This is a genomic window from Halogeometricum rufum (assembly GCF_900112175.1).
Lineage (GTDB): Archaea > Halobacteriota > Halobacteria > Halobacteriales > Haloferacaceae > Halogeometricum > Halogeometricum rufum.
On record NZ_FOYT01000002.1, the window covers coordinates 968231 to 991996 of the forward strand.

Below are 23766 nucleotides of genomic sequence, written 5' to 3' on the forward strand. Positions count from 1 at the left end.
TCGTCGCGTGCGTCGTGAGGTCGAGTCCCGACCTACTCCTGCCGCGACGGCGGGATGTCGGGGCTCCAGTCGACGGCGTCGACGGCGGCGGCGAGCACGTCGTCGACGCCCTCCTCCGTCTCGACGCTCATGTAGTAGTCCGCCGCCACGTCGGTCGAGCGGTCGCTCTTGTTGCAGACGGTGAGTACCGGCACGTCGCGTTCGGCGAACCGGCGTTCGACGGCGTCGCGCAGTTCCAACTGCGCGTCGAGCGGGTAGCCGCACGCGCCGCTGGCGTCGACGACGAACAGGACGGCGTCCGCGAGGTGTTCGAGGGCGCTGACGGCCTGCTTCTCGATGTCGTTGCGGTCCGCCTCGGGCCTGTCGAGGAGGCCGGGCGTGTCGATGATCTGGTATCGAATCCGGTCGCGCTCGAAGTGGCCTATCTGGACGCCCTTCGTCGTGAACGGGTAGCGCGCTATCTCGTTGGACGCGCGGGTGACGTGGTTGACGAACGACGACTTGCCGACGTTCGGGTAGCCGGCGACGACGATGGCCGGTTCGTCGGGGCGGATGTCGGGGAGGTTCTTCAGGGCGTCGCGGGCCTCGCCGATTCGCAGGAGGTCCTCGGAGACTTCCTCGACGATGTCGGCCATCCGGGCGAACGCCTGTTTGCGGTGTTTGCGGGCCGTCTCCGGGTCGGACTTCCGCATCTTCGACTGGTACTCGCGACGAATCTCGGCTATCTGCCGACTCGCCCACGTCACCTCCGAGAGACTCTGTCTGAGTTCGTCGACGCCGCCGGGGCGATGGTCCGGGTCGTCGTCCGACCCCGGGTCCGAGACGTCCACGATGGCGTCGGCGAGTTCGTAGTAGAACGGGTCGACCGTCCCGAAGTCGGGCCACTCGGTGACGACGTTCTCCAGGTTGTCCGAGAGGATGGACGAAGCCGTCTGGAGCATCGACTCCTGGGCCTCCAGTCCCGACTTCGCCCGACCGGACCGCGCGGCACGCGAGAAGGCTTTGTCGAGAAGTTCCTCCGACCGCGGCGTCGTCGGGAGGGACTCGAAAATCATGATACCCTCTCTACTCGGCCGAGGGGTAAAAGCGCGTCCGTTCGGCCGTCGCGCGGCAGGACGTGACACTCCACGGGACGGCGCGGCGGCGGTGCGGCGACGACGCGCCGACGGGCACGAGACTTTTCTCCGGGACGAGCGTACCCGGACGCATGAACACGGACTGGCGTGCCGTCGCCGTCGGCTTCGTCGTGATACTCGTCGTCGGGGCGGTCGGACTCTCGCTCCCCCTCCTCGGACAGATAGGCGCCGGCCTCGTCGGCGGGTTCGCCGCGGGCTACCTCGCGGGCGGAACGCTCGGCGACGGCGCGTGGAACGGGCTCCTCGCGGGGTCCATCTCCGGCGTCGTCCTCACCCTCGTCCTCGCCCTGTTGGGGAGCGTCCTCGGACTCGCCGGTGGACCGCTGGGGGCGTTCCTCGGCGGCGCGGGCGTCTTCCTCGTGGGACTGGTGGTGACGGTCCTCTTCGCCGTCGACAGCGCCATCGCGGGCGCTATCGGGTCGTGGGCGAAGGCTCGGTGACGCCGTCGGAGCGGTCAGTCGCCGCGCTCCAGATACTCCTGCTGAATCTCGACCACCGCCGAGGAGTCCTCGCAGTCGGCGTAGCGTCTGAGCGGTTCCTCGTTCAGTTCGAGGAACGTGTGCCCCCACGTGAACTTCGAGAGGATTCGCTCGGCGTGGTCGGCGTGACCGAAGATGGAGAGGGCGGCGGCGAGTGCCTCCACCGTGGTGAGTTGCATCGGCCGCCCGAAGTTGACCGGGTTGGCCGCGACGAGGTACGGGAGCGCGCGGTGGTCGCCCGGCAGCGAGAACATCGCCTCGCCGGCCGACTCCCACGAGCAGTCGAGGGCGACGAGGGTCGTCGCGCCCGCGTCCGCCGGCGAGAGGGCGCGTTCGGCGTGCGGATTGAGGACGACGCCGTACGGCGTCGCGCGGTCGGACCGGTGGAGTTCGGCGAGGTCGAACCGCGAGAGTTTCCGCGCCGTACACTTCGCGGGGTCGTCGTCGCCCTCGTAGCGGACGTGCAGGCTCGGAGACGAGGCGTCGGACACGGTGGTGGCAGTCGGCGACGGACGGATAAAAGCGGTTCGTCGGCGGACGGCGAGGGACCACTCGTCGCCGTCGCCGGCGGTCCCGCGGCGGACGACCCGTCAGCGTCTTGTCGCCGGCAGCGCGACTGGCACGCATGGACTCGGACGCCGCCGCGTCGGGACGGGGACTCGTCGAGACGTACTACGACGCCGTCGACGCCGGCGACTACGACCGCCTCGCGTCGGTGCTTGCGCCCGACGTCGTCCACGACAGGCCCGACCGGACGCTGTCGGGACGCGAGACGTTCGTCTCGTTCATGCGCGACGGTCGCCCCGAGACGGAGACGCGCCACGAGGTGACGGCGACGTACCGCGCCGACGACGGCGGCCGGGTCGCCCGCGGCCGACTGGTCGGGGCGGACGGGGGCGGACGCTTCGACTTCGTGGACGTGTTCGACGTCGGCGACGACGGCATCCGGCGCATCGAGACGTTCGTGCGCGACGACCTGCGGCGCGGATAGCGGGGACAGGAGCGAGCGTCAGCGGTCGTCTCTGACCGCGACGACGCCCTCGGTGTCTATCTTGACCAGTCGGTCCTCGATGCAGAAGTGGACCTCGAGTTCCACGTCCGCCTCGCGCGCCGAGGAGAGCAGTCGTTCCGCCTCCTCGGGGTCGACGCCGCGGAGACGGGGCACGGTTCCGCCCTCCGAACCGAGGGTGGTCGTGAGCGTCGCGTCGAGTTCGGCCGCCGAGTCGAATCGGTGCCTGCCGACCGCCCGCCACGGCGTGTCGTCGATGGAACGAATCACGCTGCGACACCTCCCGATTCCGGGAGTCGGGTCGAGTTGCTCATACTCGTCCGTCGGACTGTGGGGTAATGTAGGGGGTCGGCCGTGACCGCGAGTCCAGCCGAATTTCGTCCGATTTCGGGCTAAATGGCCGATTAAACGGGGGGAGCGCGTCCGCCGTTCGCGGCGGTCAGTCCTTCCGACCCGCGCCGACGGCCGACTCGCCGACGTGTTCGTGGCCCTCGATGACCTCGAGGCCGCCCATGTACGGGCGGAGCGCTTCGGGGACGGTCACGGTGCCGTCGTCGTTCTGGTAGTACTCGAGGATGGCGACGACGACGCGCGGGACGGCGAGGCCCGACCCGTTCAGCGTGTGGAGGTACTCGGCCGACTCGTGGCGTTCGGGTCGGTAGCGGAGGCCGGCGCGGCGGGCCTGGAAGTCCTCGAAGTTCGACACCGACGACACCTCCAGCCACCGGCCGCCCTCCTCGGGGCCGTCCTCCATGTCGTCGCCCGGCGCCCACACCTCGATGTCGTACTTCTTCGCCTGCGTGAAGCCGAGGTCACCGGTACACATCTCGAGGATGCGGTACGGGAGTTCGAGGCGGCGAAGCACCTCCTCGGCGTCGTCCAGAAGTTCGTCGAAGCGGTCGTACGACTCCTCGGGGCGGACGAAGTTGACCATCTCCACCTTGTTGAACTGGTGGACGCGGACGATGCCCCGCGTCTCGGTGCCGTGTTCGCCCGCCTCGCGCCGGAAGTTCGGCGTGTACGCCTGGTGCTTCACAGGCAGGTCGTCGTCGAGCAGAATCTCGTCGCGGTACATGTTCGTGACGGGCACTTCGGCGGTGGGGCAGAGCCACAGGTCGTCGTCGTCGTACGCCTCCTCGTTCGACCCGCCGAGGCGGTAGGCGTCGTCGGTGAACTTGGGGAACTGGCCCGTCCCCTCCATCGACCGCGAGTTCACCGGGATGGGCGGGAACAGGTCGGTGTAGCCCTGTTCGCGGTGGACGTCCATCATGAACTGGACGAGGGCGTGTTCGAGGCGCGCCCCGTCGCCCTTGGCGAAGTAGAAGCCGCCGCCGGCGACCTTCGCGCCGCGTTCGAAGTCGAGGACGTCCAGTTCCTCGCCGAGGTCGTAGTGCGGGACCACCTCGTCGGGCAACTCGCGCAGGTCCTCGAACCCCTCGCGGCGGCGTTCGACGTTGTCCGACTCGTCCTCGCCGACGGGGACGTCCTCGTGGGGAATCTGCGGGAGTTCGAGCAGTCGCTCCTCCAACTCGGCCTCGAGTTCGTCCGCGCGGTCCTCGACGTCGGCCAACTCGGCCTTCAGTTCCTGCGACCGTTCGATGGCCTCCTGGGCTTCCTCGTCCTTTCCCTCGGCCTTCAGGTCGCCTATCTTCGACGACGTCTCGTTGCGCTCGTGGCGGAGTTCGTCGCCGCGTTGCTTCAGCGACCGCCACTCGTCGTCCACCTCGAGGACGTGGTCGAGGTCCACGTCGTCCATCCCTTTGTTGCGAAGCGCCTCCCGAACCGTCTCCGGGTTCTCGCGGAGGAACTGCCTGCTAATCATTGTCCGACGGTTCGACAGGGCGCGGCAAAACCGTGTCGCATCCGTGCCACTCGGTACGAGGGCGTGGCCGCCTCAGCGGTCCGTCCGCGCGCGTCCGTCCGCGGCGCGGAGGGCCGTCGCCGCCTCCGAGACGAACGCGTCGACGACGTCGCCCGCGGGGACGACGTCGTCCGTCAGTCCCGCGCTCTGGCCCGCGTAGAGGGGGAGTTCGGTCACGTCGCCGTCCATCTCCGGCGTCGCCAGCGAGTCCTCGTATCGGCCGACCGGCCCGTCCGGACCGCGCGCCACCGTCTCGCCGTCGCCGGGCCGGTCCGAGTCGGGGCGGCCGGCCGCCTCCCAGCGGTCCGTCGTCTCGTTTCGCAGGACGCGGTGGGGCGCGTCGGGCCACCCCTTCGAGAACGGCGTCCCGTACCGCGTCTCCGTCTCTGCGGCCTCGACCACCCGCCGCCGGTAGGCTCGGTGGACGTTCGCCTCTTCGGTCGCGAGAAACCGCGTCCCGACCCAGACGCCGTCGGCACCGAGCGTCGCGGCGGCGGCGAGGCCCCGACCGTCGGCGATACCGCCCGCGGCGACGACGGGCGTGTCCGGGACGGCGTCCGCGACGCGCGGGACGAGAGGCATCGTCGCCACCTCGCTCTGCACGTGGCCGCCGGCCTCCCACCCCTGCGCGACGACGGCGTCTGCGCCCGCGTCGACCGCGTCCCGCGCCTCAGCCGCGCTTCCGACCGTCCACAGCGTCGTCGCGCCCGCGTCGTCGACGCGTTCGACGTGCCGTGCGGCGTCGCCGAAGGAGAAGGAGAACACGGGCGCGCCGGCGTCCAGACAGGCCTCGACGTGGTCCTCGGTGGGATACTCCGTCGCCGCCGGGTCCACGACGAGGTTGACGCCGAACGGGCAGTCGGTCAGGTCGCGGGTCCGGCGCACCGCGTTCGCGGCGTCGGCCGGGTCGCGCCACGTCACGGCGAGCGTCCCGAGTCCGCCCGCCTCGGAGACGGCGGCGGCGAGTTCGGGACAGGTCGCGCTCCCGATGGGAGCCTGTACGACCGGCGCGTCGATACCGAGTCGGTCGGTGAGCCGGGTCTCGAAAGCGGGCACGTGCGGGGAGACGGACGCGTCCGCCAAAGTCTTCGGGTCGTGCGAGGACGGACGCGTCTTCGCCGGGGGGGGACGCGGGCCACACCGGCGGGACCGGCGGGGTCAAAAAACCGGATTTCGAGGGGTGCCGTGGGTCAGGGACAGCCGGCGCCGCCGACAGTCGCCGTGCCCGTGAACCCGCTGTCCAGCCACGTATCGCCGCTCGGACGCTTCGTCTTCACGTCGGTGATGACCTCTCCGCACTCGGCGTCGACGAGCTTTCCGGTCGCGTTCGGCTTCCCGTCTTCTTTGCCTTTGAAGCCGGCTTGGTTGGCACCGACCGTGTAGACGGTGCCGTCGCTGGCTCCGGTCGAGTAGATCTTGACCTCCACGGCCACGCCGTTCTCGTTGTCGAGTCTGAGCGTGGGCGTGTCTGCGTCGGCCACGTTGACGGCGGAGACCTTCTGCGGGTCGAACTTCTCGTTGTTCCCTTTCCCCGGCTTGGCGGCCGCCACTCCAGTTCCGGTCAGCAGTACCGCCCCACCGATTACGCTCTTCTTGAGTATCGAGCGTCGTGTCTCTCTCATGTGTACCTCTGCCCCGAGGGGCTTACGTTCGAACGCTGGAACAGGTATTAATGGTGAGCACTCCTACGTTCGGGCCTGACAGTCAGCAGTTTCTGGACCTTCGGCGGTCGTCGGAGTTCCCGACGCATCGCCGCCGTCCGAACGCTTTTCCTCCCGCGCGTCGCGCATCCGGCATGGCTATCGGCGACGTGACGACGGTCCCCGGAACCGACGACGTGCACTACGTCGACACCGGGATGTACGACTCAGAACAGTACGGGTCGGTGTACATCATCGACGCCGAGCGACCGACGTTCGTCGACACGGGCATCGGGACGAACCGCGAGTACCTCTTCGACGCGCTGGACGAACTGGACATCGCCCGCGAGGACGTGCAGTACCTCCTGCCGACGCACATCCACCTCGACCACGCCGGCGGCGCGGGCTTCCTCGCCGAGGCGTGCCCGAACGCGACGGTGCTGACCCACGAGATAGGCGTGCCGCACCTCGTCGACCCCGAACGACTCGTCGAGGGGACGAAGGCGGCCGTCGGCGAGCAGTGGGAGTACTACGTCGAACCCGAACCGGTGCCCGAGGACCGCATCGAACCGCTGACCGACGGCGACGAAATCGACCTCGGCGACCGGACGCTGTCGGTGATACACGCGCCGGGGCACGCCCCCCACCAGACGATGTTCCACGACTCGAAGGACGACATCCTGTTCACCGGCGACGCGGCGGGCATCTACGTCCCGAAGAAGGACGAGGTCCGACAGACGACGCCGCCGTCGCAGTTCGACCTGGAGAAGTCCCTGGACGACGTGCGCACCATCGAGGAGATTGCCCCCGAGACGCTCTGTTACGGTCACTTCGGACCGGTCGACTACGAGGAGGAACTGATGGAGTCGTACAAGCGGACGCTCGTGGAGTGGGTCGAGGCCGTCCGCGCGAAACGGGAGGAACTCGGCGACGACGAAGCCGTCGAACAGCACTTCGCCGAGCACACGGAGATGACCGACCTGTGGAGCGACAAGAAGGCCCACGAGGAGGAGAAACTGAACGCGCGCGGCGTCCTCGGCTATCTGGACTGGAAGGCCAAGCAGGAGTGAGGGCGCGGGCGCGCCGGACGCCCCCTACGCTCTGTCCTCCGCGCCGTCTTCCGGTCCCGCGCCCTCGCGGGTGCGGTCGGCCGCGGCCGACGGCACCTCGGCGAGCGCTCGGCGGACGAGCGACCGGTCGTAGGTCCACACGCCGTAGAAGTCGTCTTCGGCCCGTTGCTCGGCCACGAGGGCGAACTGCTGGTCGGGTTGGTCGCCGCCGTCGAACACCATGAACCAGTGGCGGCCGATTTCGGACGCGGGTTCGGTGTGTACCGTCAGTCCCGGCACCGTCGGCGGGTCGCCGTCGACGACGAAGTAGGCGTGCACGTCGAGGTCGGTCTCGCCGGCCAGACGGCGGTACAGCGACCGCTGGTCGGCGAACCGGGCCGCGGACTGGAACCCGACGTGGAGCGTTCCGGTGCCGACGCGCCACGCCCTGTCCTCGAACTCGCGAGCGGTCAACAGCAACTGGCGGCGGTCCAGCGACGCGAACACGGTGTCGTCCAACAGGTCGACTATCGCCCGGTACGCGTCCGCGTCGCGGCGGTCTAGGCGCGGCCGTCGGAGATACTCCCGAATCGTCTCGACCGCTATCACGCCGCGGACGCGGCCGTCCTCGCGAATCGCGACGAACGGTTCGGGGGCGGACTGCGGTAGCTCTCGGTACGCTATCTCCACGTTGCGCGTGTCGAACTGCTCCCGGAAGTCGCCCGGGTCCGGCGCGTAGTAGACGAGTGACTTGCGGTGCCGTTCTGCCTCGTCGAGTATCGCTCCCATACCCATGGTGAGGTCGTGTCGTGACGACGCCCGATGGCCGGCGCGCGTCACGCCTCCGGAACGTCTACGGCATTGTCGTACTGGTAACTAAACTTTATCAGTACCTGAATCGGGGCGGGCGGCGGCGAGAACTCGACCGACCCGGAGTCGGCGTCGTACGTGACGAGACCGCTCTTCGCGAGCATCGGGAGATGGTGGTGGTGAAGCGAGACGAGGACGCTCCGTCGTTCGCCCTCGCCGACGAAGTCGTCGTCGCGGAGGCGCCACCCGACGAGTACGTCGGCCAGTTCCTCGACTGTCGTCTCCGGGCGTTCGAGGAGGAACCACAGCAGACGCCGGCGTTCCTCGTGGGAGAGGACGGAGAACAGGTCGTCCGCCGACGGGACGCCGTCGAGACAGTTCCAGTCGTACCCCTCGTACTCGGATAGCGGCACCGTCGGGTCCCCGTCTTCGGTCATGTGAATGCCCACCTCGGTCATGGGTAGTACGCACCATACTGTTTTCAACCCACCGGCTAACCGTCTCGACGGCGAACTGTCGGCGTTTCGGATATTTCGCGTCCGCTATCCCGAACGGGCGCTCCGCGGAACCCCACCGGTTCGTGAAAACGTTGCCACTACCAGACACACCTGTGCGGGCGTCGGGCCGGAGAAACTCGCGGTCCGACGCGGCGCGTTGAACGGCGAACAACGGCCCGGTTCGGAAGGTATATTCTTTTAAATTGTGAACGAATATGTCTGTTGCATGGACTGGCGGGACTCCGAAGCGACGTTCGAGGACGACGTCGTCGGCGACACGACGCTGGCACGGATGTTCGAAGACAGCGCGGCGCGCAACGCCGGCGAACCCGCCCAGCGGTACAAAGGCGGCATCTACGACCGGTCGCTCGTCAGCGCCGGCGTCGTCCCCGAAGCGCCGGACGGCGACTACGCCGAGTTGACGTACGACGAGATGCGCGGCGTCGTCCGGAACCTCGCGGCGGGGTTCCGGGAACTCGGGGTCGAGGCGGGGTCCCGCGTCGGCATCCTCGCGCACACCCGGATGGAGTGGGCGCAGTGCGACTTCGGTATCCTCGCCGCGGGCGGCGCCGTCACCACCGTCTACACCTCCTCCTCGGAGCGGCAGGTCCAGTATCTGCTCTCGGACCCCGACGCGTCGGGCGTCGTCGTCGAGAACGCCGAACTCCTCGGGCGAGTGCTCGCCGTCGAGGACGAGTTGGACCTCGAGTTCGTCGTCCTCGTCGACGACCCGGCGGACGGGAGCGGGATGGGTGGCGCCGTCCGCGACAGAGACGACATCTACACGCTCGGCGACGTCCACGAGATGGGCGCGGAGGCGTTCGACGAGGACGCCTACGAGTCGTGGCTGGCCGAACGGGACCCCGCGGACCTCGCGTCGCTCATCTACACCTCCGGGACGACGGGCCAACCGAAGGGCGTCAAACTCAGCCACCGGAACTTCCGGTCGAACGTGAACCAGTGTTACAAGCGGTTCGGCCCGCGTCCCGACAAGGCCGACGACGTGCCGGTCGTCTCGCGCGGGTCGGTGACGCTGTCGTTCCTCCCCCTCGCGCACGTGTTCGAGCGACTCGCCGGCCACTTCATGATGTTCGCGGCGGGCGCCACCGTCGCCTACGCGGAGGACCCCGACACCCTGCGCGAGGACTTCCAACTCGTCCGGCCGACGACGGGGACGAGCGTCCCCCGCGTGTACGAGAAACTGTACGACGCGATTCGGACGCAGGCCTCGGAGTCGCCGGTGAAAAAGCGCATCTTCGAGTGGGCCGTCGACGTCGGCCGCGAGTACTACGAGTCCGCGGCGCCGGGGGCCGTCCTCTCGGCGAAGCACGCCCTCGCCGACAGACTCGTCTTCGAGCAGGTGCGCGACGCCCTCGGCGGCCGCATCGAGTTCTTCATCAGCGGCGGCGGCAGCCTCTCCGCGGAACTCTGCGCGCTATACCACGGGATGGGGCTCCCGATTCTGGAGGGCTACGGGCTGACGGAGACGTCGCCCGTCGTCGCCGTCAACCCGCCCGAGGAACCGAAGATAGGCACCATCGGCGCGCCCGTCGTGGACGTCGAGGTGAAACTCGACGACACCGTCGTCGGCGACGTGACGGGCGACGCCGGCGGCGAGGTGGGCGAACTCCTCGTGAAGGGGCCGAACGTCAGCGAGGGGTACTGGAACCGGCCGGAGGAGACGGCGGAGGCGTTCGTCGACGACCCCGAGAGCGACGCCGACGGGGCGTCCGAGGCGGCGGGAGCGTCCGGGCGGTGGTTCCGGACCGGCGACGTGGTCGAACTCCGACCGGACGGCTACATCTCGTTCCGCGAACGCGCCAAGCAGATTCTCGTCCTCTCGACGGGGAAGAACGTCGCCCCGGGCCCCATCGAGGACGCGTTCGCCTCCAGCGACGTGGTCGAGCAGTGCATGGTGCTGGGGGACGGCCGGAAGTTCGTCTCGGCGCTCATCGTCCCGAACTTCGATGGCGTCCGCGACTGGGCCGCCCGCGAGGGGTACGACCTGCCGGACGGCGTGCGGGCGGTCTGCCGCGACGACCGGGTGAGAGAGCGGATTCAGGCCGAGGTCGACGCCGCCAACGAAGGCTTCGAGTCCTACGAGCAGATCAAGCAGTTCCGCCTCGTCCCCGAGGAGTTCACCGAGCACAACGACCTGATGACGCCGACGATGAAGAAGAAGCGTCGGAACATCCTCGACCGGTACGCCGACCAGATAGAGATGCTCTACACCGACGAAGACTGACGGCTCACACCGCCGTAGACGGTGCCTGCGGCCCACGCCGGCGACCGGCGGCCGCTGTCGGTCGCCGCGTTCGAGCATATTCGGAGCGGCTTGGTATTTCCGCACGATTGTTCAATTTTCACCCGGAAAAGAGCGTCGTGAATGTGTGCTTTTATGTCCATTCGTCACATCGGCGGGAATACATGGAGGTGTCATAGTGGCGGCTGGCTCGAATCTCATCTACATCGTCGCCGCCATCATCGGTATCGGCGTCGTCTCGCAGGTGCTTTCGGACCGGTTTCAGGTTCCGAGCGTGCTGTTTCTCATCGCCTCGGGCATACTGCTCGGCCCGGAGGTTCTCGGCGTCGTCAGTCCGGAGTCGTTCGGCGGCGGCCTGTCCGCCATCGTCGGCCTCTCGGTCGCAATCATCGTCTTCGAGGGGGCGTTCCACCTCCGCATCGAGAAACTGCGGGAGGCGCCCGCGGCGACCATCAGGCTCGTCACCGTCGGCGCGGCGATAGCGCTCGTCGGAACGGCCGCGGCCGTCTACTTCCTGCTCGGCGCGTCGTGGCCCCTGTCGTTTCTCATCGGCGCGCTTCTCGTCGCCACCGGGCCGACGGTCATCACCCCGATTCTGGAGGTCGTCCCGGCGCGTGACCGCGTCGAGGCGGTGCTGGAGACGGAGGGCATCGTCAACGACGTGACGGCGGCCATCCTCGCCGTCGTCATCTTCGAGGCCATCATCGTGGGTGCCACCGAGCCCAGCGTGCTCCTGACGCTGTTCGCCGAACGCCTCGGCGTCGGCGTCGTCGTCGGCAGCCTCGTCGCCGCGACGCTGTTCTACGCGCTCCGATACGTGGACCTCTCGCCCGGTAACGCGCCGCAGAACGCGCGACTGCTCGTCCTCGCGGGCGCGCTCGTCGCCTACGGCGCGGCCGACTTCATCGCCACCGAGGCGGGCATCGCCGCCGTCGCCACCGCCGGCATCCTGCTCGGCAACGCCGACGTCCCGTACGAGCACGACATCGAGTCGTTCAAGGGCGACGTGACGCTCATCGTCCTCTCGTTCGTCTTCATCGCGCTGGCGGCGCTGTTGGACTTCGGCACCCTGCTCCGACTCGGCCTCGGCGGACTGGGTGTCGTCGCCGTCGTCGCCCTCGTCCTCCGACCGGCGCTCGTGTTCCTGTCGGCCCGCGGCGACCGCTTCACCACGGGCGAGAAGTGGTTCATGAGCCTCGTCGGCCCGCGGGGCATCATCCCCGCGTCCGTCGCGACGCTGTTCGCCATCCAACTGCGGGCGGAGGGCCTGACGCAGGCCGCCGACACCCTCGTCGGCACCGTCTTCCTCGTCATCCTCGTGACCGTCGTCTTCGAGGGCGGCCTCGCGAGACAGATAGCCGAATACCTCGACGTCATACCAATGCGTGTACTCGTCATCGGAGGCGGGAAGGTGGGCCGTTCGCTCGCCGACCGCCTCGAAGACCGCGGAGAGAACGTAGTGCTCATCGAACAGAACGCGGAGATAATCGAGACGGCCCGCAACGAGGGTCACACCGTCCACCAAGGTGACGGCACCGACACGGACGTGTTGCGCTCTGCGGGCGCGGCCAACGCCAAAATCGTGGTCGCCGCCACCGGCGACGACGACGTGAACCTGCTCGTCTCCCAACTGGCGTCCTCGAAGTTCGACCCAGAGACCATCATCGCCCGGGCGAACAACCCGAACAACGTGGAGGCGTTCGAGGAACTCGGCGTCCGCACCATCTCGTCGGTGCTGGCGACGGCGCAGGCCATCGACAACTACATCGAACGGCCGGCGATGATGAACTGGATGAGCGAAATCGGTCGCTCGGGCGACGTGCAGGAGATAGAGGTCACCTCGCAGGAGATCGTCGGCAAGACGGTCCGCGACATCGGACCGGAACTGCCCGACGGCTGTCTCATCGCGCTCGTCTCCCGAGACGGCGAGACGGCCGTTCCGAGCGCGGACTACACCGTCCAGCACGGCGACCGAATCACCGTCATCGGCAGCCACGACGCCGTCCGACAGGCGATGCAGTTCGTCCACCCCGACGAGTGACGCGGTCCATCGGCCGTCCGGGCCGCCGGCGGTAGTTCCCTTCTGTCCGACGGCCGTCTCCGTCGTCGCCGACCGGTCTCAGTCGTCGTCGGAGCGCGCGGCGGCCGCCGCGCCCGCCGCGCCGAGGCCGAGTGCGCCGGCGAGGACGCCGAACCCCGGAATCGACGACCCCGTCTCCGAACCGCCGGCGGCGCCCGGCGTCTGGATGCTACTGCTCCCCACTTCTTCGAGTTGGAGCGTCACGTACCCGCCGGAACAGGCCGACTGCTCGTTGACGACGAACAGTTTCCCCACCTGGACGTTCGTCCCCTCCGTGACGGCGAACATCGTGGCGGGCTCCGACCGGTTCGCCTCGCTCGCGGTGTCTATCATCTCCACGTCGTAGCCGGTCAGGTCCTCCTGACTCCCGGCGAACTCGCAGCTTCCGACGCCCTGCTGAGAGGCCTCGCGGTCGTACCCCGACACCTGCACGAACAGGCCGACGTAGTCGTCGTTCTCGAACGTCGGCGCCGTGTTCTGTACCGCCACGGGCGTCGTCTTGTTCTGCTGAGACTCGGACTGGCCGGCGGCCGTCCCCACGAACGCGGGCGTCGCCGCCGCGGCACCGAGAGACGCGGCCCCCGCGAGAAACCGACGTCGGTTGAGCGTCTCCTCGCCGTCGGCGTCGCTCGAAGGCTCGACAGTCATCGTTCGTCAAGATGGTCGGACGGGCGTTCAAAAAGCGTCGTGGCCGCCGCGACGCGTCGTCCGAGCCGACGCCGGTGAAACGCCGCGCCACCGAGCCACCGCCGGCGAACCGCCGCGTCCGCGCCGCGTCACTGAGCCGACTGCCCCTCCTCGGGGGCCCGAACGTCGCGCCCCGTCCCGGCCGCGGTGAGATACCCGACGGAGACGCCGGCGAAGCCCACGAGGACGGTGCGGGCGGCGACGAACACCACCGCCGGGACGACCATGCCGAACACCGCCGCGACCGGCAGGTCGAGGCCGTACGTCCAGAGGACGGCGGCCACCCGTCCGACGCCGTACCCCGCGACACAGCCGACGAGCAACGCCCGGAGAACGCCGCCGTACGCCCGGGGGAGGTCGAGACGTCGGCCGAAGACGAACCCGACGGCGAACAGGAGCACCGGCGACAGGACGAAGCCGACGACGGCGACGGCGTTGTCGTACACCATCACCGTCACCGCCGGCGACTCGGCGACGTACGGGAGCCACGTCGACGCGCCGGTTCCCGCCGCCTGCTGGGCTTCGAGCGTGACGGCGAACAGCGCGCCGAGGGCGAGCGTGAGGAGTCCCACCGCGACGGAGAGACGAGTCTGTCGGTTCATGGTGGACGATACGTGTCATGGAGTCAAGAACTTCGCCGCCGCTTCTTACGGGGCGAGAACGGTCGGGCGTCGGCGTGCTCCGACCGCACCGCGGGCGGGGTCGACCGCGTCTACCGGTTGAACTCGATGGCCGCTCCCTGTCCGAACCCGACGCAGAGCGTCGCCAGTCCGCGTTCGGCGTCGCGCTTCGTCATCTCGTGGATGAGCGTCACGGGCAGGCGCGCCCCGGACGCGCCGAGGGGGTGGCCGATGGCGATTGCGCCGCCGTTGACGTTGTACTGCTCGGGGTCGACGCCGAGTTCGTCGCGCGCGTAGACGCACTGGCTGGCGAACGCCTCGTTGAGTTCCACGAGGTCGTAGTCCTCGACGTCGCGGCCGTTGCGTTCCAGCAGATTGCGCGTCGCCGGGACGGGGCCGATGCCCATCACCGTCGGGTCCACGCCGGCGACGGCGTTCGTGCCGACCTCTGCGAGGACGTCGAGGTCGTTCGCCTCGGCGAACTCGCGGGAGGTGACGAGGACGGCCGCCGCGCCGTCGGTTACCTGCGAGGAGTTGCCGGCGGTGACCGTCCCGTCGCCCGTGAACGCCGGGTCGAGTCCGGCGAGCGTCTCGACGGAGGTGTCCCGGCGGATACCCTCGTCCTCGGTGACGACGCCGTCGTCGGTCTCGATGGGGACGATTTCGTCGTCGAAGCGGCCGGAGTCCGTCGCCTCCGCGGCGCGTTCGTGACTCTTCGCGGCGTACTCGTCCTGTTGCTCGCGGGAGACGCCGTACTCCTCGGCCACCTTCTCGGCGGTCATCCCCATCTGGAGTTGGAACACGTTGTACTGCTCGGAGAGTTCGGGGTGGAGGTGCTGGTAGGAGTCGCCGTCCATCGGGACGCGGGACATGCTCTCGACGCCGCCGGCGACGATGCAGTCGCGGTTGCCCGCCGCGATGGCGTCGGAGGCGGAGATGATGGCCTGCATCGAGGAGGCACACCAGCGGTTGATGCTCGTCGCGGGCGTCCCCTCGCCGAGTTCCGAGAGGAGGGCGATGACGCGGGCGACGTTGTTGTCCTGTTCGCCGCGTTGCTGGGCGACGCCCCACATCAGGTCGTCCACGTCCTCGGCGTCGAGGTCTGATTCGTCGAGGATGTGGTCGATGAGGGCGACCGAGAGGTCTTCGCTTCGCACGTCTTCGAAGACGCCGCCGGCCTTCCCGAACGGAGTGCGGTACGCGGCCGCGATGACTGGTTGAGGCATGTTCCCCCATCCGGTTTCCGTGGTGATAAATGGGGTAGAACTCTCGGAGACGGGCACGGAGTTTCACGCACTCGCGGTTTCCGCGACGCCCGGACGAACCGGGCCGCGACGGACGCGGCGGTCGATTCGAACGCCGTCGAAGTTCGGTGACGACGCGGACGCCGACCGTCCGGGTGCCGAGTCGGGGGCCGTTGTTGAACATCTACACTCGTTCTCCCGATAACTAGTCGGAACGCGGTGAGTTGCACGTCCGCGGAGGACATCGGACACCCGATAGCGTCTTCCGTGGTGGGTCCCCGGCGGACGGCGGCGGCGACACTCGCCCGCCTGAGCGGCCTTCGACGGTCTTATGCCGTCTGGCGGGCAACGTTGCGGGGATGAGTGACCCGGCTCTCGAGGTGGTCGAGTTCCTCCTCACGGCCAATCTCTACTCCGAGAACCGTGAGTTAGACGAGAACGACCTCCCGCCGCGGTACCGCCGAGTCTTCTGGACGGACCCGCCGGACGACGAGAACGAAGACGACGAAACGGCCCCCATCGGCATCGAACGCCCCCTAGTCGTGACCGACAGCGTCGCGCGGAAGGCCACGGGCGTCGAACGGCCGTGGGAAGCTATCTCCGACCTCATGTTCACCCAGCGCGAGGACTTCTCGGGACGCATCTCCCTCACGCAACCCGACATGGCCGTCGACTGGTACCTCGAACGGGCCGACCGTGAGCAGTTGGAGACCAACCCGACTATCGCGGCCGCCGTCGAGGACCGCGACGACGTGGACGTGACCCACGCCGAGGCGCGCGAGCAGACCCGGTCGATTCAGGCCGACCGCGTCTGGATAGACAGCCTCCTCGACCAGTACTTCGACGAGGAGGAGGACGCGGAGATGCTGGACCTCGTGCAGGTCCGCGCGCCCGAGGAGATAGAGATGACCCTCGAAGACCTCGTGCTGACGAGCGACCAGGAGGGCGAGATTCACAAGCTGATGAAGGCCATCGAACACCGCGAGTACCTCGCGGACATCGGCCTCAGAGAGATCGGCAAGATACTGTTCGTCGGGCCGCCCGGGACCGGGAAGACCACCGTCTCCCGCGCGCTGGCGCACGAACTCGGCCTGCCGTTCGTCGAGGTGAAACTCTCGATGATAACGAGTCAGTACCTCGGCGAGACGGCCAAGAACGTCGAGAAGACGTTCGAGGTGGCCAAGCGACTGTCGCCGTGCATCCTCTTCATCGACGAGTTCGACTCGGTGGCGAAGACCCGCCGGTCGGACGAGCACGCCGCCCTCAAGCGCGCGGTGAACACCCTGCTGAAGAGCATCGACGACATCTCGCTCATCCGCGACGAGGTCATCCTCATCGGGGCGACCAACCACCCCGACCAACTCGACGCGGCGGCGTGGCGGCGCTTCGACGAGATCGTCAACTTCCCCAAGCCGGACCGGCAGATGCGCTCGGACATCCTCCGCATCATCACGAAGCAGATGGACGTCACGGAGTTCGACCCCGACGACATCGCCGACCGGACCGAGGGACTCACCGGGTCGGACCTGCGCATGGTCCTCCGCGAGGCGGTCCTCGAAGCCCTCACCGAGGAGCGGATGGCGCTGACGCAGGAGGACATCGTCGACGCCGTCGAGGACTTCGAGGAGCGGGACAACCTGAAGAACATGGACATGATGTCCGACGGCGAGCAGTTGATGGCGGGCGACGGCGCGGGCGACGACGATCACTCGCACGACCACGACCACGACCACGACCACGACGACTGAGCGCGGTCGCCGGCACCGCCGTTCCCCTTCGACTACGCTTATCACTCACCCGTCCCCTACACCCGACGATGCGCGTCACTCTCCTCGGCACCGGCGACACGACGGGGACGCCGACCGTCGGGTGCGACTGCGACACCTGCCGGGAGGCGAAAGCCCGGGGCGTGGAGCGCACCCGCTTCTCCGTCCACGTCGAGAACGACCGGACGGGCGAGTCGTTGCTCGTCGACTTCAGCCCCGACTTCCGCCAGCAGTTTCTGACGCACGACGTGCCCCTCCCGGACGCGGGCCTCGTCACGCACATCCACTTCGACCACATCGACGGCCTCGGCAACGCCTACCGCGTGTTCGAGGACCTGCCCGTCCACGCCGCCGACGAGACGGACCCGAAGACGGGCCAGAGCGTCGCCGAGACGGTCGCCTCGAAGTTCGACTACCTCGACCGCATCTCCGTCGAGGCGCACGCGCCGTTCGAGGCGTTCCGAACCTGCGGGCTGGACGTGACGCTCGTGCCGGTTGACCACCCGCCCCTCCTCTGCTACGGACTCGCGGTCGAGGACCCAGAGACCGGCGCGAAACTGTCGCTGTCGGGCGACACGAGTTACGGCGTCCCCGAGGACTCGAAGGCCGTGCTGTCGGACCCCGACCTGTTCCTCGCCGACGGCATCGTCCCGGCGTCGCTCTGCAAACACCACCCGCTCGGCGGGAAACACCACGACGAGGCCGGCGTCCCGCGGACGTTCGGCACGAAGCACATGACGCGGGAGGGGGCGCTCTCTCTCGCCGAGGAACTGAACGCCGCGCGAACCCGCCTCGTCCACACCGCGCACTACTACCCCGTCGAGGAGGCGTTCGAGGAACCGCTGGCCGTGGACGGCGAGCAGTACGACCTGTAGCGGCGGCGCGAACCGGAACGTTTTGACCGCCGCGCGCGCACCGGCAGTCATGAGCGACGTTCTCAGCCGCCTCCAGACCGCGATTCCGATGGCCCTCGTCGGGGGCGTCGTCTACACCGGCGTCTCGTACGCGGTGGACGGCCGCGTCGACTTCGTCGGCGGCGCGGTGTTCATGCTCGTGTTCGGGTTCGTCGTCACCGTCGGACTGGTGTACGCCGACCGGAGCGAGGAGTGAGACGGAACCGAGCGACGCGTGTCACAGGAACCGGTCGAGGCCGCTCTGCCGCCGCGCGACGCCCGCGGGGTCGCGCACCCACGGCGTCCGGTCGTCGCGGAGTGCGGCGGCGTCGAGCGCCGACGGGTCGCCCGACTCGAACGCCCGGCAGTCCGCGCCGCAGTCGCGGCCGGGTTCGACGACGCAGTCGAACGCCGCGCAGTAGGGACGCCCGTCGTCGGTCGCACGCGCGTTCGCGCACGGCGGCAGGTCGTACGTCCGCCAGCCCTTGCCGTACGTCCGCTCTGCGACCCGCAGTCGCGCCCGTCGCTTCTCCGCCGCCGAGACGACGGACACGTCGGTCCGGAGGGGGCGTTCGGCCGCGAGTTCGACGCCGGCGGCGTCGGAATCGAGCGGCGTCGGCTCCCGGACGACCGTTCGGTCGCCCGTCGCGGGGTCGAATCGCCAGACGCCGACGGCCGCAGGGATGCGGTTCAGGTGCGCGCGAGTGACGTAGCTCTCCGTGGCGAGAATCACCTCGTCGAACAGGCCCAGTGAGACGTCCGTGCGGAGTTGGCGCTCCAAATCGCCCGGGTCGCCGAGGTCCGGTTTGTTCTCGACGCCGACCAGTCGGCCGAACCAGTCGTCGGGGTAGCGCGTCGTCCGGCGGACGTACTCGCGCCCGCCGCGCCACTCCGACTCGAAGAAGCCGACGTCGACGGCCCCGTCGACGGCGTCTCTGGCGGCGTCGCGGTGGCAGTCGAACGCGTCGCGCCAGAACACCGCCTCGCCGACGCCCACGTCGCTGGTGATGGCGCGATGGGGAATCGACGCTTCGGTGACGGCCGCGCGAGCCTCGAAGGCCGGCCCGGGGACGACGCCGCAGACGTCGACGATGCGGCGGCCCGGGGCGGCGACGGCGGCGCCGAGTTGCCGACCGAGCACCCACTCCGTGGTCTGTTCGAGGTGCGAACAGAGCGCTACCTCGAAGGCGAACTCGCGCGGACGGTCGGTCCCTGCGGCCACGTACCGCCACCTGCGCGTGGCGCGGACAAAAGGGACACGAATACACTCAATTATCCGTCAGTTCACGGAAAACTACTTGAACGAGTGGGCGAGAACGTCCCGCATGGATGGGGAGCAAGGGCAGAGACCCGACCGGAACGACCGAACCGACAGCGACGGGCGCAGACGCGGCAGACGCGCGTTCCTCGGCCTCACGGCCGCCGCGGGCGTCTCCACGCTCGCCGGGTGTAGCACCACGTCGGGGACGGTGAGCGCGGCGCGACGGCCGCCGAGCGTGCCGGAGAGTCGGCTGGCCGAGGGGGGATGGGAACAGGTAGACGACGTGACACGGGACCCGGCGTTCGAGGAGTCGTTCGGGCCGGTGACGGTGACGGCGGCCACGCGGACGCTCCTGTACGAGGACGCCGCCCTCCGCGCGGCGATAGCGGAGAAGACGCTCGGACAGGCGGCCACGCAGTTCTCGACGTTCTTCGCCTCGCGCGTGACGTTCGACCCCGACCTGACGAGTCTCCCCGCCGGCGCGGGGCGGCAGCAACTGCTCGACCAGGTGGAGTCGCAGTCGCGGACGCAGTTCCGGAACCGACTGCAGGAGGCCGGACTCGCACCCGTCGAACGGGTTGACACGGGGACGTTCGACGTGGCCGGCGGCGCGTCGGCGCGCCTGACCGAGTACGAGGCGACGTTCGCGTTCGAGGGGTTCTCCGTCGGCGTCGGCGAGGAGGAGATAACCATCGAGGGCGGCGAGATAGCCGTCTCGGGGCACCTCGCGGCGTGGATCGCGAACGACTCCGTCCTCGTCGCCGGCGGAGCTTTCCCCGCCGAGAACTTCGCCCGCGCGGTGACGAAGTCGCCCTCGGAGGCAATCGAACTCAGCGTCGACATCGACCTCGGCCTGACGCCGGCGGCGTACCGCGAGGAACTGTTCGGTCTGATGCGCCGCGTCGAGTAGCGCCGCGCGACGGGGTCGAACTCCGCCGTCTCGCGCGGTCGGACGTGTCGCGGGACCACACAGCGCACGCTCCGCGTCGCGAGAACAGCAACTTTATCAGTCGTTCGGGGCGAAACTTCCCCAAGATTACTCTCAGGAGGTCAATGGTGACACAAAACCCACAACAACCGGAGGTGAACATCGGACTGGTCGGTCACGTAGACCACGGCAAGACGACGCTCGTGCAGGCGTTATCGGGCTCGTGGACGGACCAGCACTCCGAGGAGATGAAACGCGGCATCTCCATCCGCCTCGGCTACGCCGACGCGACGTTCCGACAGATTCCCGGCGCCGACCCGCCGGAGTGCTACACCGTCGAGGAGACGGACGAGGACGGCAACGAGACGGAGGTCCTGCGCACCGTCTCGTTCGTCGACGCGCCCGGTCACGAGACGCTGATGGCGACGATGTTGTCCGGGGCGGCCATCATGGACGGCGCCGTCCTCGTCGTGAGTGCGACCGAGGAGGTGCCGCAGGCGCAGACCGAAGAGCACCTGATGGCGCTGGACATCATCGGCATCGACAACATCGTGGTCGCGCAGAACAAGGTCGACCTCGTGGACCGCGACCGCGCGGTCGAGAACTACGAGCAGATTCAGGAGTTCGTGAAGGGCACGGTGGCCGAGGACGCACCCATCGTCCCCATCAGCGCCCAGCAGGAGGTGAACATCGACCTCCTCATCGACGCCATCGAGCGCGAGATTCCGACGCCCGAACGCGACGAGACGAAGGCCGCGCGGATGTTCACCGCTCGCTCGTTCGACATCAACCGCCCCGGGACGACGTGGGAGGACCTCTCCGGCGGCGTCATCGGCGGGTCCGTCGTCGAGGGGAAACTGACGAAGGGCGAGGAACTCGAACTCCGCCCCGGCCGAGAGGTCGAAGAGGGCGGGCAGACCGAGTGGAAGCCCATCACCACCGACATCCGGTCGCTGCAGGCGGGCGGACAGATGAGCGACGAGGTCCGCCCCGGCGGCCTCTGCGGCGTCGGGACCGGTCTCGACCCCAGTCTGACGAAGGGTGACGCCCTCGCCGGTCAGGTCGCGGGCGAACCCGGGTCGCTGCCGCCGACGCGCGAGGAGTTCACGATGGACGTGGAACTGCTCAACCGCGTGGTCGGCGAGGACGAGGAGACCGTCGAGGAGATTTCGACGGGCGAACCGCTGATGCTCACCGTGGGCACGGCGACCACCGTCGGCGCGGTGACGAGTGCGCGCACGGGCGAGGCCGAAGTCTCGCTGAAGCGCCCCGTCTGCGCCGCCGCCGGTGCGAAGATAGCCATCAACCGCCGCGTCGGCGCGCGGTGGCGACTCATCGGTATCGGGACGCTGAAGTGACGACAGAGACACGACACCGGACGGACAGCGAGGCTGACGCGGGCGGTGACGCAGCGACGACGACGGTCGTCCTCGACACCAACGCGCTGATGATGCCCGTCGAACTCGACGTTCGCCTGTTCGACGAACTCGACCGACTGCTCGCCGCGAACGTAGACCTCGTGGTGCCGGCGCCCGTCGTCGGGGAGTTAGAGAAACTCTCCGCGGGTGCCGGGACCGAGGGCGTCGCTGCGAGCGTCGGGTCGGACCTCGCGGCCGACCGGTGCCGTGTCGTCGACACCGACGCGACGTACGCGGACGACGCCGTGGTCGAACTCGCCGAACGCGGCTTCGACTGCGTCGTTACGAACGACAAACCCCTTCGCGACCGACTGCTCGAACGCGGCGTACGGGTAATCGGTATAAGGGGGCACCACAAACTGGACATAACAGAGCCTTAGCACTACGATGTACAAACGGGTACGACTCAAAGACACAGTGGAGGTTCCGCCGGAGCATCTCGCTGACGTGACCCCGCAACGGGTCAAGCGACTCCTGCAGGACAAACTTGAAGGACGGATGGACGAAGACGTCGGGAGCGTCGTGAGCGTCACCAACGTTCACGACATCGGCGAAGGGACGGTTCTCCCCGGGCGCGCGGGCGTCTACTACGAGGCCGAGTTCGACGCGGTCACCTTCGACCCCGACATGCAGGAGGTCATCGACGGACAGGTCGTCGAAGTCGTGGAGTTCGGTGCCTTCGTCGGCATCGGCCCCGTCGACGGGCTGCTACACGTCTCGCAGATCTCCGACGAGTACCTCGCCTACGACGGCGAGAACCAACAGCTCGCCTCGACGGAGTCGAACCGCACGCTCGCCGTCGGCGACTCCGTGCGCGTTCGCGTCGTCACCAAGAGCATCGACGAACGCAACCCGCGCGACTCGAAGATCGGTCTCACGGCGAAACAGCCCGGCCTCGGCAAACACGGCTGGCTGGAGTCGGACCGACAGGCCAGCGAGGCCGCGACCGAAGCGGAGGGTCGATAGATGGCCAAGCCGCGTCTGGCCTGCCGCGAGTGCCACTACATCAACATGCCCGACTCGCAGGCGTGCGAGAGTTGCGGGTCGTCCAGCCTCACCGAGGACTGGGCGGGGTACGTGGTCATCACCCACCCCGAGGAGAGCGAAATCGCGACGGAGATGAACGTGACCGAAGCCGGCGGCTACGCGCTGAAGGTCAGATAGGCGGATGCTCCGGCTTCCAGCGGACCTGCGCGGCGAGTTCAAGGAGCCGTTCGGCTCGCTCTACACCGACACCGAGGCGTTGCTGGCGGACGCCGGAACGCCGCTCGTCGCCGTCGGCGACGTGGTCACCTACCACCTGCGGACGGCCGGTCGGGTGCCGGACGTCGCCGTCGTCGACGGCCTGACGAAGCGGTCGGCCGTCGACGAGGCGGTGCGGCGGGAGCTGTCGGACCCCGAGTCGCGACTGGACGTGGCGAACCCCGCGGGCGAGATAACCGGCGCGCTCGCCGACGCCCTCGTCGACGCCCTCGCCGCGGACGGCCCCGTGACCGTCGTCGTCGACGGCGAGGAGGACCTGGCGACGCCGCCGGCCGTCGTCGCCGCGCCCGTCGGAGCCAGCGTCGTCTACGGCCAACCCGACGAGGGAATGGTGCTGGTCGAAGTGACCGACGAGGCGAAGGCCGAGATGCGGTCGCTGCTCCGGCGGATGGACGGGGACGCGGCGGCGTTGCTCTCGCGTCTCGAACCGTGAGTGCCGACGCCGGCGAACGGCAAACGGAGACGAGAGTCCGGCTCTCGGGTCGTCTCGGCCCTTCGAAATCCTTTTACTCCTTTCGAGTGGAGATTAGCCCAACTGACTATGGAAATCGAAGTCATCTCCGAAGACGAGAACCCCATGTTGCACCGAACGGACGTTCGGTTCGAAGTCGTCCACGAGGAAGCCACGCCCTCCCGTCTGTCCGTCCGCGACAGCCTCGCGGCGAAACTGAACAAGGACTCCGACGAAGTCGTCATCCACGCGCTCGACACGAAGTTCGGCATGCGCAAGACGGCCGGCTACGCGAAGGTGTACGAGTCGCCGGAGTTCGCCCGCGACGTCGAACAGGACTACATGCTCGACCGGAACAAGATCGAAGCCGAAGACGGCGAACCCGAGGCGGAAGCCGAGGAAGCCTGACTC

The 23766-nt window shown here is 68.5% G+C and carries 26 protein-coding genes and 1 pseudogene; 15 read left to right on the plus strand and 12 right to left on the minus strand.

The annotated features are described in order from the left end of the window. Positions 1 to 32: 32 nt before the first annotated feature. A complete protein-coding gene (locus BM310_RS14635) occupies positions 33 to 1055 on the minus strand; it encodes an NOG1 family protein (RefSeq protein WP_089808943.1) in 1023 nt (340 codons plus the stop codon). A 152-nt stretch (positions 1056 to 1207) separates the two neighbouring features. On the opposite strand from BM310_RS14635, the gene BM310_RS14640 reads away from it, so the two are divergent. After that, on the plus strand, positions 1208 to 1576 hold the full coding sequence (locus tag BM310_RS14640; protein WP_089808945.1) for a DUF5518 domain-containing protein: 369 nt from the start codon (positions 1208 to 1210) through the stop codon (positions 1574 to 1576). A 14-nt stretch (positions 1577 to 1590) separates the two neighbouring features. On the opposite strand, the gene BM310_RS14645 is transcribed toward BM310_RS14640, so the two are convergent. Next, positions 1591 to 2106, minus strand: a complete 516-nt coding sequence (locus BM310_RS14645; protein ID WP_089808947.1) for a DUF367 family protein — start codon at positions 2104 to 2106, stop codon at positions 1591 to 1593. A 134-nt stretch (positions 2107 to 2240) separates the two neighbouring features. On the opposite strand from BM310_RS14645, the gene BM310_RS14650 reads away from it, so the two are divergent. Beyond that, positions 2241 to 2606 (plus strand): nuclear transport factor 2 family protein, encoded by a 366-nt coding sequence (locus tag BM310_RS14650; RefSeq protein ID WP_089808949.1) that lies wholly within the window; start codon positions 2241 to 2243, stop codon positions 2604 to 2606. Between the two features lie 18 nt (positions 2607 to 2624). On the opposite strand, the gene BM310_RS14655 is transcribed toward BM310_RS14650, so the two are convergent. The 4 genes and pseudogenes from BM310_RS14655 to BM310_RS14670 form a co-directional block, all read right to left on the minus strand. Then, a complete protein-coding gene (locus tag BM310_RS14655) occupies positions 2625 to 2894 on the minus strand; it encodes a hypothetical protein (RefSeq protein ID WP_089808951.1) in 270 nt (89 codons plus the stop codon). A gap of 169 nt (positions 2895 to 3063) precedes the next feature. Next, positions 3064 to 4446: a serine--tRNA ligase gene (gene serS / locus BM310_RS14660; RefSeq protein ID WP_089808953.1), complete on the minus strand. Its 1383-nt coding sequence runs from the start codon at positions 4444 to 4446 to the stop codon at positions 3064 to 3066. Between the two features lie 72 nt (positions 4447 to 4518). Continuing rightward, a pseudogene (locus tag BM310_RS14665) lies at positions 4519 to 5631 on the minus strand (NAD(P)H-dependent flavin oxidoreductase); the annotation flags it as partial. 44 nt (positions 5632 to 5675) lie between these two features. Then, positions 5676 to 6107, minus strand: coding sequence for a hypothetical protein (locus BM310_RS14670; RefSeq protein WP_089808956.1), 432 nt, complete (start codon positions 6105 to 6107; stop codon positions 5676 to 5678). Between the two features lie 173 nt (positions 6108 to 6280). On the opposite strand from BM310_RS14670, the gene BM310_RS14675 reads away from it, so the two are divergent. Beyond that, positions 6281 to 7195, plus strand: a complete 915-nt coding sequence (locus tag BM310_RS14675) for an MBL fold metallo-hydrolase (RefSeq protein WP_089808957.1) — start codon at positions 6281 to 6283, stop codon at positions 7193 to 7195. Positions 7196 to 7219: 24 nt separating this feature from the next. Here the strand turns inward: BM310_RS14675 and BM310_RS14680 are convergent, their stop codons facing one another. Continuing rightward, positions 7220 to 7963 carry a DICT sensory domain-containing protein gene (locus BM310_RS14680; protein ID WP_177232641.1) on the minus strand — a complete coding sequence of 248 codons (744 nt, stop codon included), beginning with the start codon at positions 7961 to 7963 and terminating at the stop codon, positions 7220 to 7222. A 47-nt stretch (positions 7964 to 8010) separates the two neighbouring features. After that, on the minus strand, positions 8011 to 8421 hold the full coding sequence (locus BM310_RS14685; RefSeq protein WP_143105173.1) for an ArsR/SmtB family transcription factor: 411 nt from the start codon (positions 8419 to 8421) through the stop codon (positions 8011 to 8013). Between the two features lie 286 nt (positions 8422 to 8707). Between BM310_RS14685 and BM310_RS14690 the strand changes: the two genes are divergently transcribed. Together BM310_RS14690 and BM310_RS14695 are read left to right on the plus strand one after the other, a co-directional pair. Beyond that, positions 8708 to 10726, plus strand: coding sequence for an AMP-dependent synthetase/ligase (locus BM310_RS14690; protein WP_089808963.1), 2019 nt, complete (start codon positions 8708 to 8710; stop codon positions 10724 to 10726). 196 nt (positions 10727 to 10922) lie between these two features. Next, on the plus strand, positions 10923 to 12785 hold the full coding sequence (locus tag BM310_RS14695) for a cation:proton antiporter domain-containing protein (RefSeq protein WP_089808965.1): 1863 nt from the start codon (positions 10923 to 10925) through the stop codon (positions 12783 to 12785). A 78-nt stretch (positions 12786 to 12863) separates the two neighbouring features. On the opposite strand, the gene BM310_RS14700 is transcribed toward BM310_RS14695, so the two are convergent. The 3 genes from BM310_RS14700 to BM310_RS14710 all read right to left on the minus strand — a co-directional run bounded on the left by BM310_RS14700 (position 12864) and on the right by BM310_RS14710 (position 15357). Continuing rightward, on the minus strand, positions 12864 to 13472 hold the full coding sequence (locus tag BM310_RS14700) for a hypothetical protein (protein ID WP_089808966.1): 609 nt from the start codon (positions 13470 to 13472) through the stop codon (positions 12864 to 12866). Positions 13473 to 13600: 128 nt separating this feature from the next. Then, entirely contained in the window at positions 13601 to 14113 is a 513-nt protein-coding gene (locus tag BM310_RS14705; protein ID WP_089808968.1) for a hypothetical protein, read from the minus strand. A gap of 110 nt (positions 14114 to 14223) precedes the next feature. Next, the gene (locus BM310_RS14710; protein WP_089808970.1) at positions 14224 to 15357 is read right to left on the minus strand and encodes a thiolase family protein; all 1134 of its coding nucleotides are present in this window, start codon (positions 15355 to 15357) and stop codon (positions 14224 to 14226) included. Between the two features lie 377 nt (positions 15358 to 15734). Here BM310_RS14710 and BM310_RS14715 point away from each other — a divergent pair, with 377 nt between their 5' ends. From BM310_RS14715 to BM310_RS14725, 3 genes are all read left to right on the plus strand, one after another. Continuing rightward, positions 15735 to 17123: an ATP-binding protein gene (locus BM310_RS14715; protein WP_089808972.1), complete on the plus strand. Its 1389-nt coding sequence runs from the start codon at positions 15735 to 15737 to the stop codon at positions 17121 to 17123. Between the two features lie 68 nt (positions 17124 to 17191). Further along, positions 17192 to 18016, plus strand: coding sequence for an MBL fold metallo-hydrolase (locus tag BM310_RS14720; protein WP_089808974.1), 825 nt, complete (start codon positions 17192 to 17194; stop codon positions 18014 to 18016). A 49-nt stretch (positions 18017 to 18065) separates the two neighbouring features. Continuing rightward, the gene (locus BM310_RS14725; RefSeq protein ID WP_089808976.1) at positions 18066 to 18251 is read left to right on the plus strand and encodes a hypothetical protein; all 186 of its coding nucleotides are present in this window, start codon (positions 18066 to 18068) and stop codon (positions 18249 to 18251) included. 21 nt (positions 18252 to 18272) lie between these two features. Here BM310_RS14725 and BM310_RS14730 read toward each other — a convergent pair whose 3' ends face one another. After that, on the minus strand, positions 18273 to 19256 hold the full coding sequence (locus BM310_RS14730; RefSeq protein WP_089808978.1) for a DUF5787 family protein: 984 nt from the start codon (positions 19254 to 19256) through the stop codon (positions 18273 to 18275). A gap of 103 nt (positions 19257 to 19359) precedes the next feature. Here BM310_RS14730 and BM310_RS14735 point away from each other — a divergent pair, with 103 nt between their 5' ends. The 7 genes from BM310_RS14735 (at position 19360) to BM310_RS14765 (ending at position 23763) form a co-directional block, all read left to right on the plus strand. After that, positions 19360 to 20205: a DUF6517 family protein gene (locus BM310_RS14735; RefSeq protein ID WP_089808980.1), complete on the plus strand. Its 846-nt coding sequence runs from the start codon at positions 19360 to 19362 to the stop codon at positions 20203 to 20205. 146 nt (positions 20206 to 20351) lie between these two features. After that, a complete protein-coding gene (locus BM310_RS14740; RefSeq protein ID WP_177232657.1) occupies positions 20352 to 21581 on the plus strand; it encodes a translation initiation factor IF-2 subunit gamma in 1230 nt (409 codons plus the stop codon). Next, complete coding sequence (locus tag BM310_RS14745; RefSeq protein ID WP_089808983.1) at positions 21578 to 22021, plus strand: PIN domain-containing protein; 444 nt, start codon at positions 21578 to 21580, stop codon at positions 22019 to 22021. Before BM310_RS14740 ends, BM310_RS14745 begins: the two co-directional genes overlap by 4 nt. A 7-nt stretch (positions 22022 to 22028) precedes the next feature. Then, positions 22029 to 22607, plus strand: coding sequence for a DNA-directed RNA polymerase (locus BM310_RS14750; protein WP_089808985.1), 579 nt, complete (start codon positions 22029 to 22031; stop codon positions 22605 to 22607). Then, on the plus strand, positions 22608 to 22805 hold the full coding sequence (spt4, locus tag BM310_RS14755) for a transcription elongation factor subunit Spt4 (RefSeq protein WP_089808987.1): 198 nt from the start codon (positions 22608 to 22610) through the stop codon (positions 22803 to 22805). Positions 22806 to 22809: 4 nt separating this feature from the next. Next, the gene (locus BM310_RS14760; protein WP_089808989.1) at positions 22810 to 23337 is read left to right on the plus strand and encodes a GTP-dependent dephospho-CoA kinase family protein; all 528 of its coding nucleotides are present in this window, start codon (positions 22810 to 22812) and stop codon (positions 23335 to 23337) included. A gap of 108 nt (positions 23338 to 23445) precedes the next feature. Beyond that, positions 23446 to 23763: a 30S ribosomal protein S24e gene (locus tag BM310_RS14765; RefSeq protein WP_089808991.1), complete on the plus strand. Its 318-nt coding sequence runs from the start codon at positions 23446 to 23448 to the stop codon at positions 23761 to 23763. Positions 23764 to 23766: the final 3 nt, after the last annotated feature.

What these genes read in the sequence shown, in the direction of transcription:
- BM310_RS14650 (WP_089808949.1), top strand. Translation starts at nt 2,241, where the DNA reads ATGGACTCGGACGCCGCCGCGTCGGGACGGGGACTCGTCGAGACGTAC.
- BM310_RS14735 (WP_089808980.1), top strand. Translation starts at nt 19,360, where the DNA reads ATGGATGGGGAGCAAGGGCAGAGACCCGACCGGAACGACCGAACCGAC.
- BM310_RS14700 (WP_089808966.1), bottom strand. Translation starts at nt 13,472, where the DNA reads ATGACTGTCGAGCCTTCGAGCGACGCCGACGGCGAGGAGACGCTCAAC.
- BM310_RS14705 (WP_089808968.1), bottom strand. Translation starts at nt 14,113, where the DNA reads ATGAACCGACAGACTCGTCTCTCCGTCGCGGTGGGACTCCTCACGCTC.
- BM310_RS14725 (WP_089808976.1), top strand. Translation starts at nt 18,066, where the DNA reads ATGAGCGACGTTCTCAGCCGCCTCCAGACCGCGATTCCGATGGCCCTC.
- BM310_RS14710 (WP_089808970.1), bottom strand. Translation starts at nt 15,357, where the DNA reads ATGCCTCAACCAGTCATCGCGGCCGCGTACCGCACTCCGTTCGGGAAG.
- BM310_RS14680 (WP_177232641.1), bottom strand. Translation starts at nt 7,963, where the DNA reads ATGGGAGCGATACTCGACGAGGCAGAACGGCACCGCAAGTCACTCGTC.
- BM310_RS14670 (WP_089808956.1), bottom strand. Translation starts at nt 6,107, where the DNA reads ATGAGAGAGACACGACGCTCGATACTCAAGAAGAGCGTAATCGGTGGG.
- serS (WP_089808953.1), bottom strand. Translation starts at nt 4,446, where the DNA reads ATGATTAGCAGGCAGTTCCTCCGCGAGAACCCGGAGACGGTTCGGGAG.
- BM310_RS14690 (WP_089808963.1), top strand. Translation starts at nt 8,708, where the DNA reads ATGGACTGGCGGGACTCCGAAGCGACGTTCGAGGACGACGTCGTCGGC.
- BM310_RS14750 (WP_089808985.1), top strand. Translation starts at nt 22,029, where the DNA reads ATGTACAAACGGGTACGACTCAAAGACACAGTGGAGGTTCCGCCGGAG.
- BM310_RS14765 (WP_089808991.1), top strand. Translation starts at nt 23,446, where the DNA reads ATGGAAATCGAAGTCATCTCCGAAGACGAGAACCCCATGTTGCACCGA.
- BM310_RS14760 (WP_089808989.1), top strand. Translation starts at nt 22,810, where the DNA reads ATGCTCCGGCTTCCAGCGGACCTGCGCGGCGAGTTCAAGGAGCCGTTC.
- BM310_RS14685 (WP_143105173.1), bottom strand. Translation starts at nt 8,421, where the DNA reads ATGACCGAAGACGGGGACCCGACGGTGCCGCTATCCGAGTACGAGGGG.
- spt4 (WP_089808987.1), top strand. Translation starts at nt 22,608, where the DNA reads ATGGCCAAGCCGCGTCTGGCCTGCCGCGAGTGCCACTACATCAACATG.
- BM310_RS14675 (WP_089808957.1), top strand. Translation starts at nt 6,281, where the DNA reads ATGGCTATCGGCGACGTGACGACGGTCCCCGGAACCGACGACGTGCAC.
- BM310_RS14720 (WP_089808974.1), top strand. Translation starts at nt 17,192, where the DNA reads ATGCGCGTCACTCTCCTCGGCACCGGCGACACGACGGGGACGCCGACC.
- BM310_RS14640 (WP_089808945.1), top strand. Translation starts at nt 1,208, where the DNA reads ATGAACACGGACTGGCGTGCCGTCGCCGTCGGCTTCGTCGTGATACTC.
- BM310_RS14715 (WP_089808972.1), top strand. Translation starts at nt 15,735, where the DNA reads ATGAGTGACCCGGCTCTCGAGGTGGTCGAGTTCCTCCTCACGGCCAAT.
- BM310_RS14635 (WP_089808943.1), bottom strand. Translation starts at nt 1,055, where the DNA reads ATGATTTTCGAGTCCCTCCCGACGACGCCGCGGTCGGAGGAACTTCTC.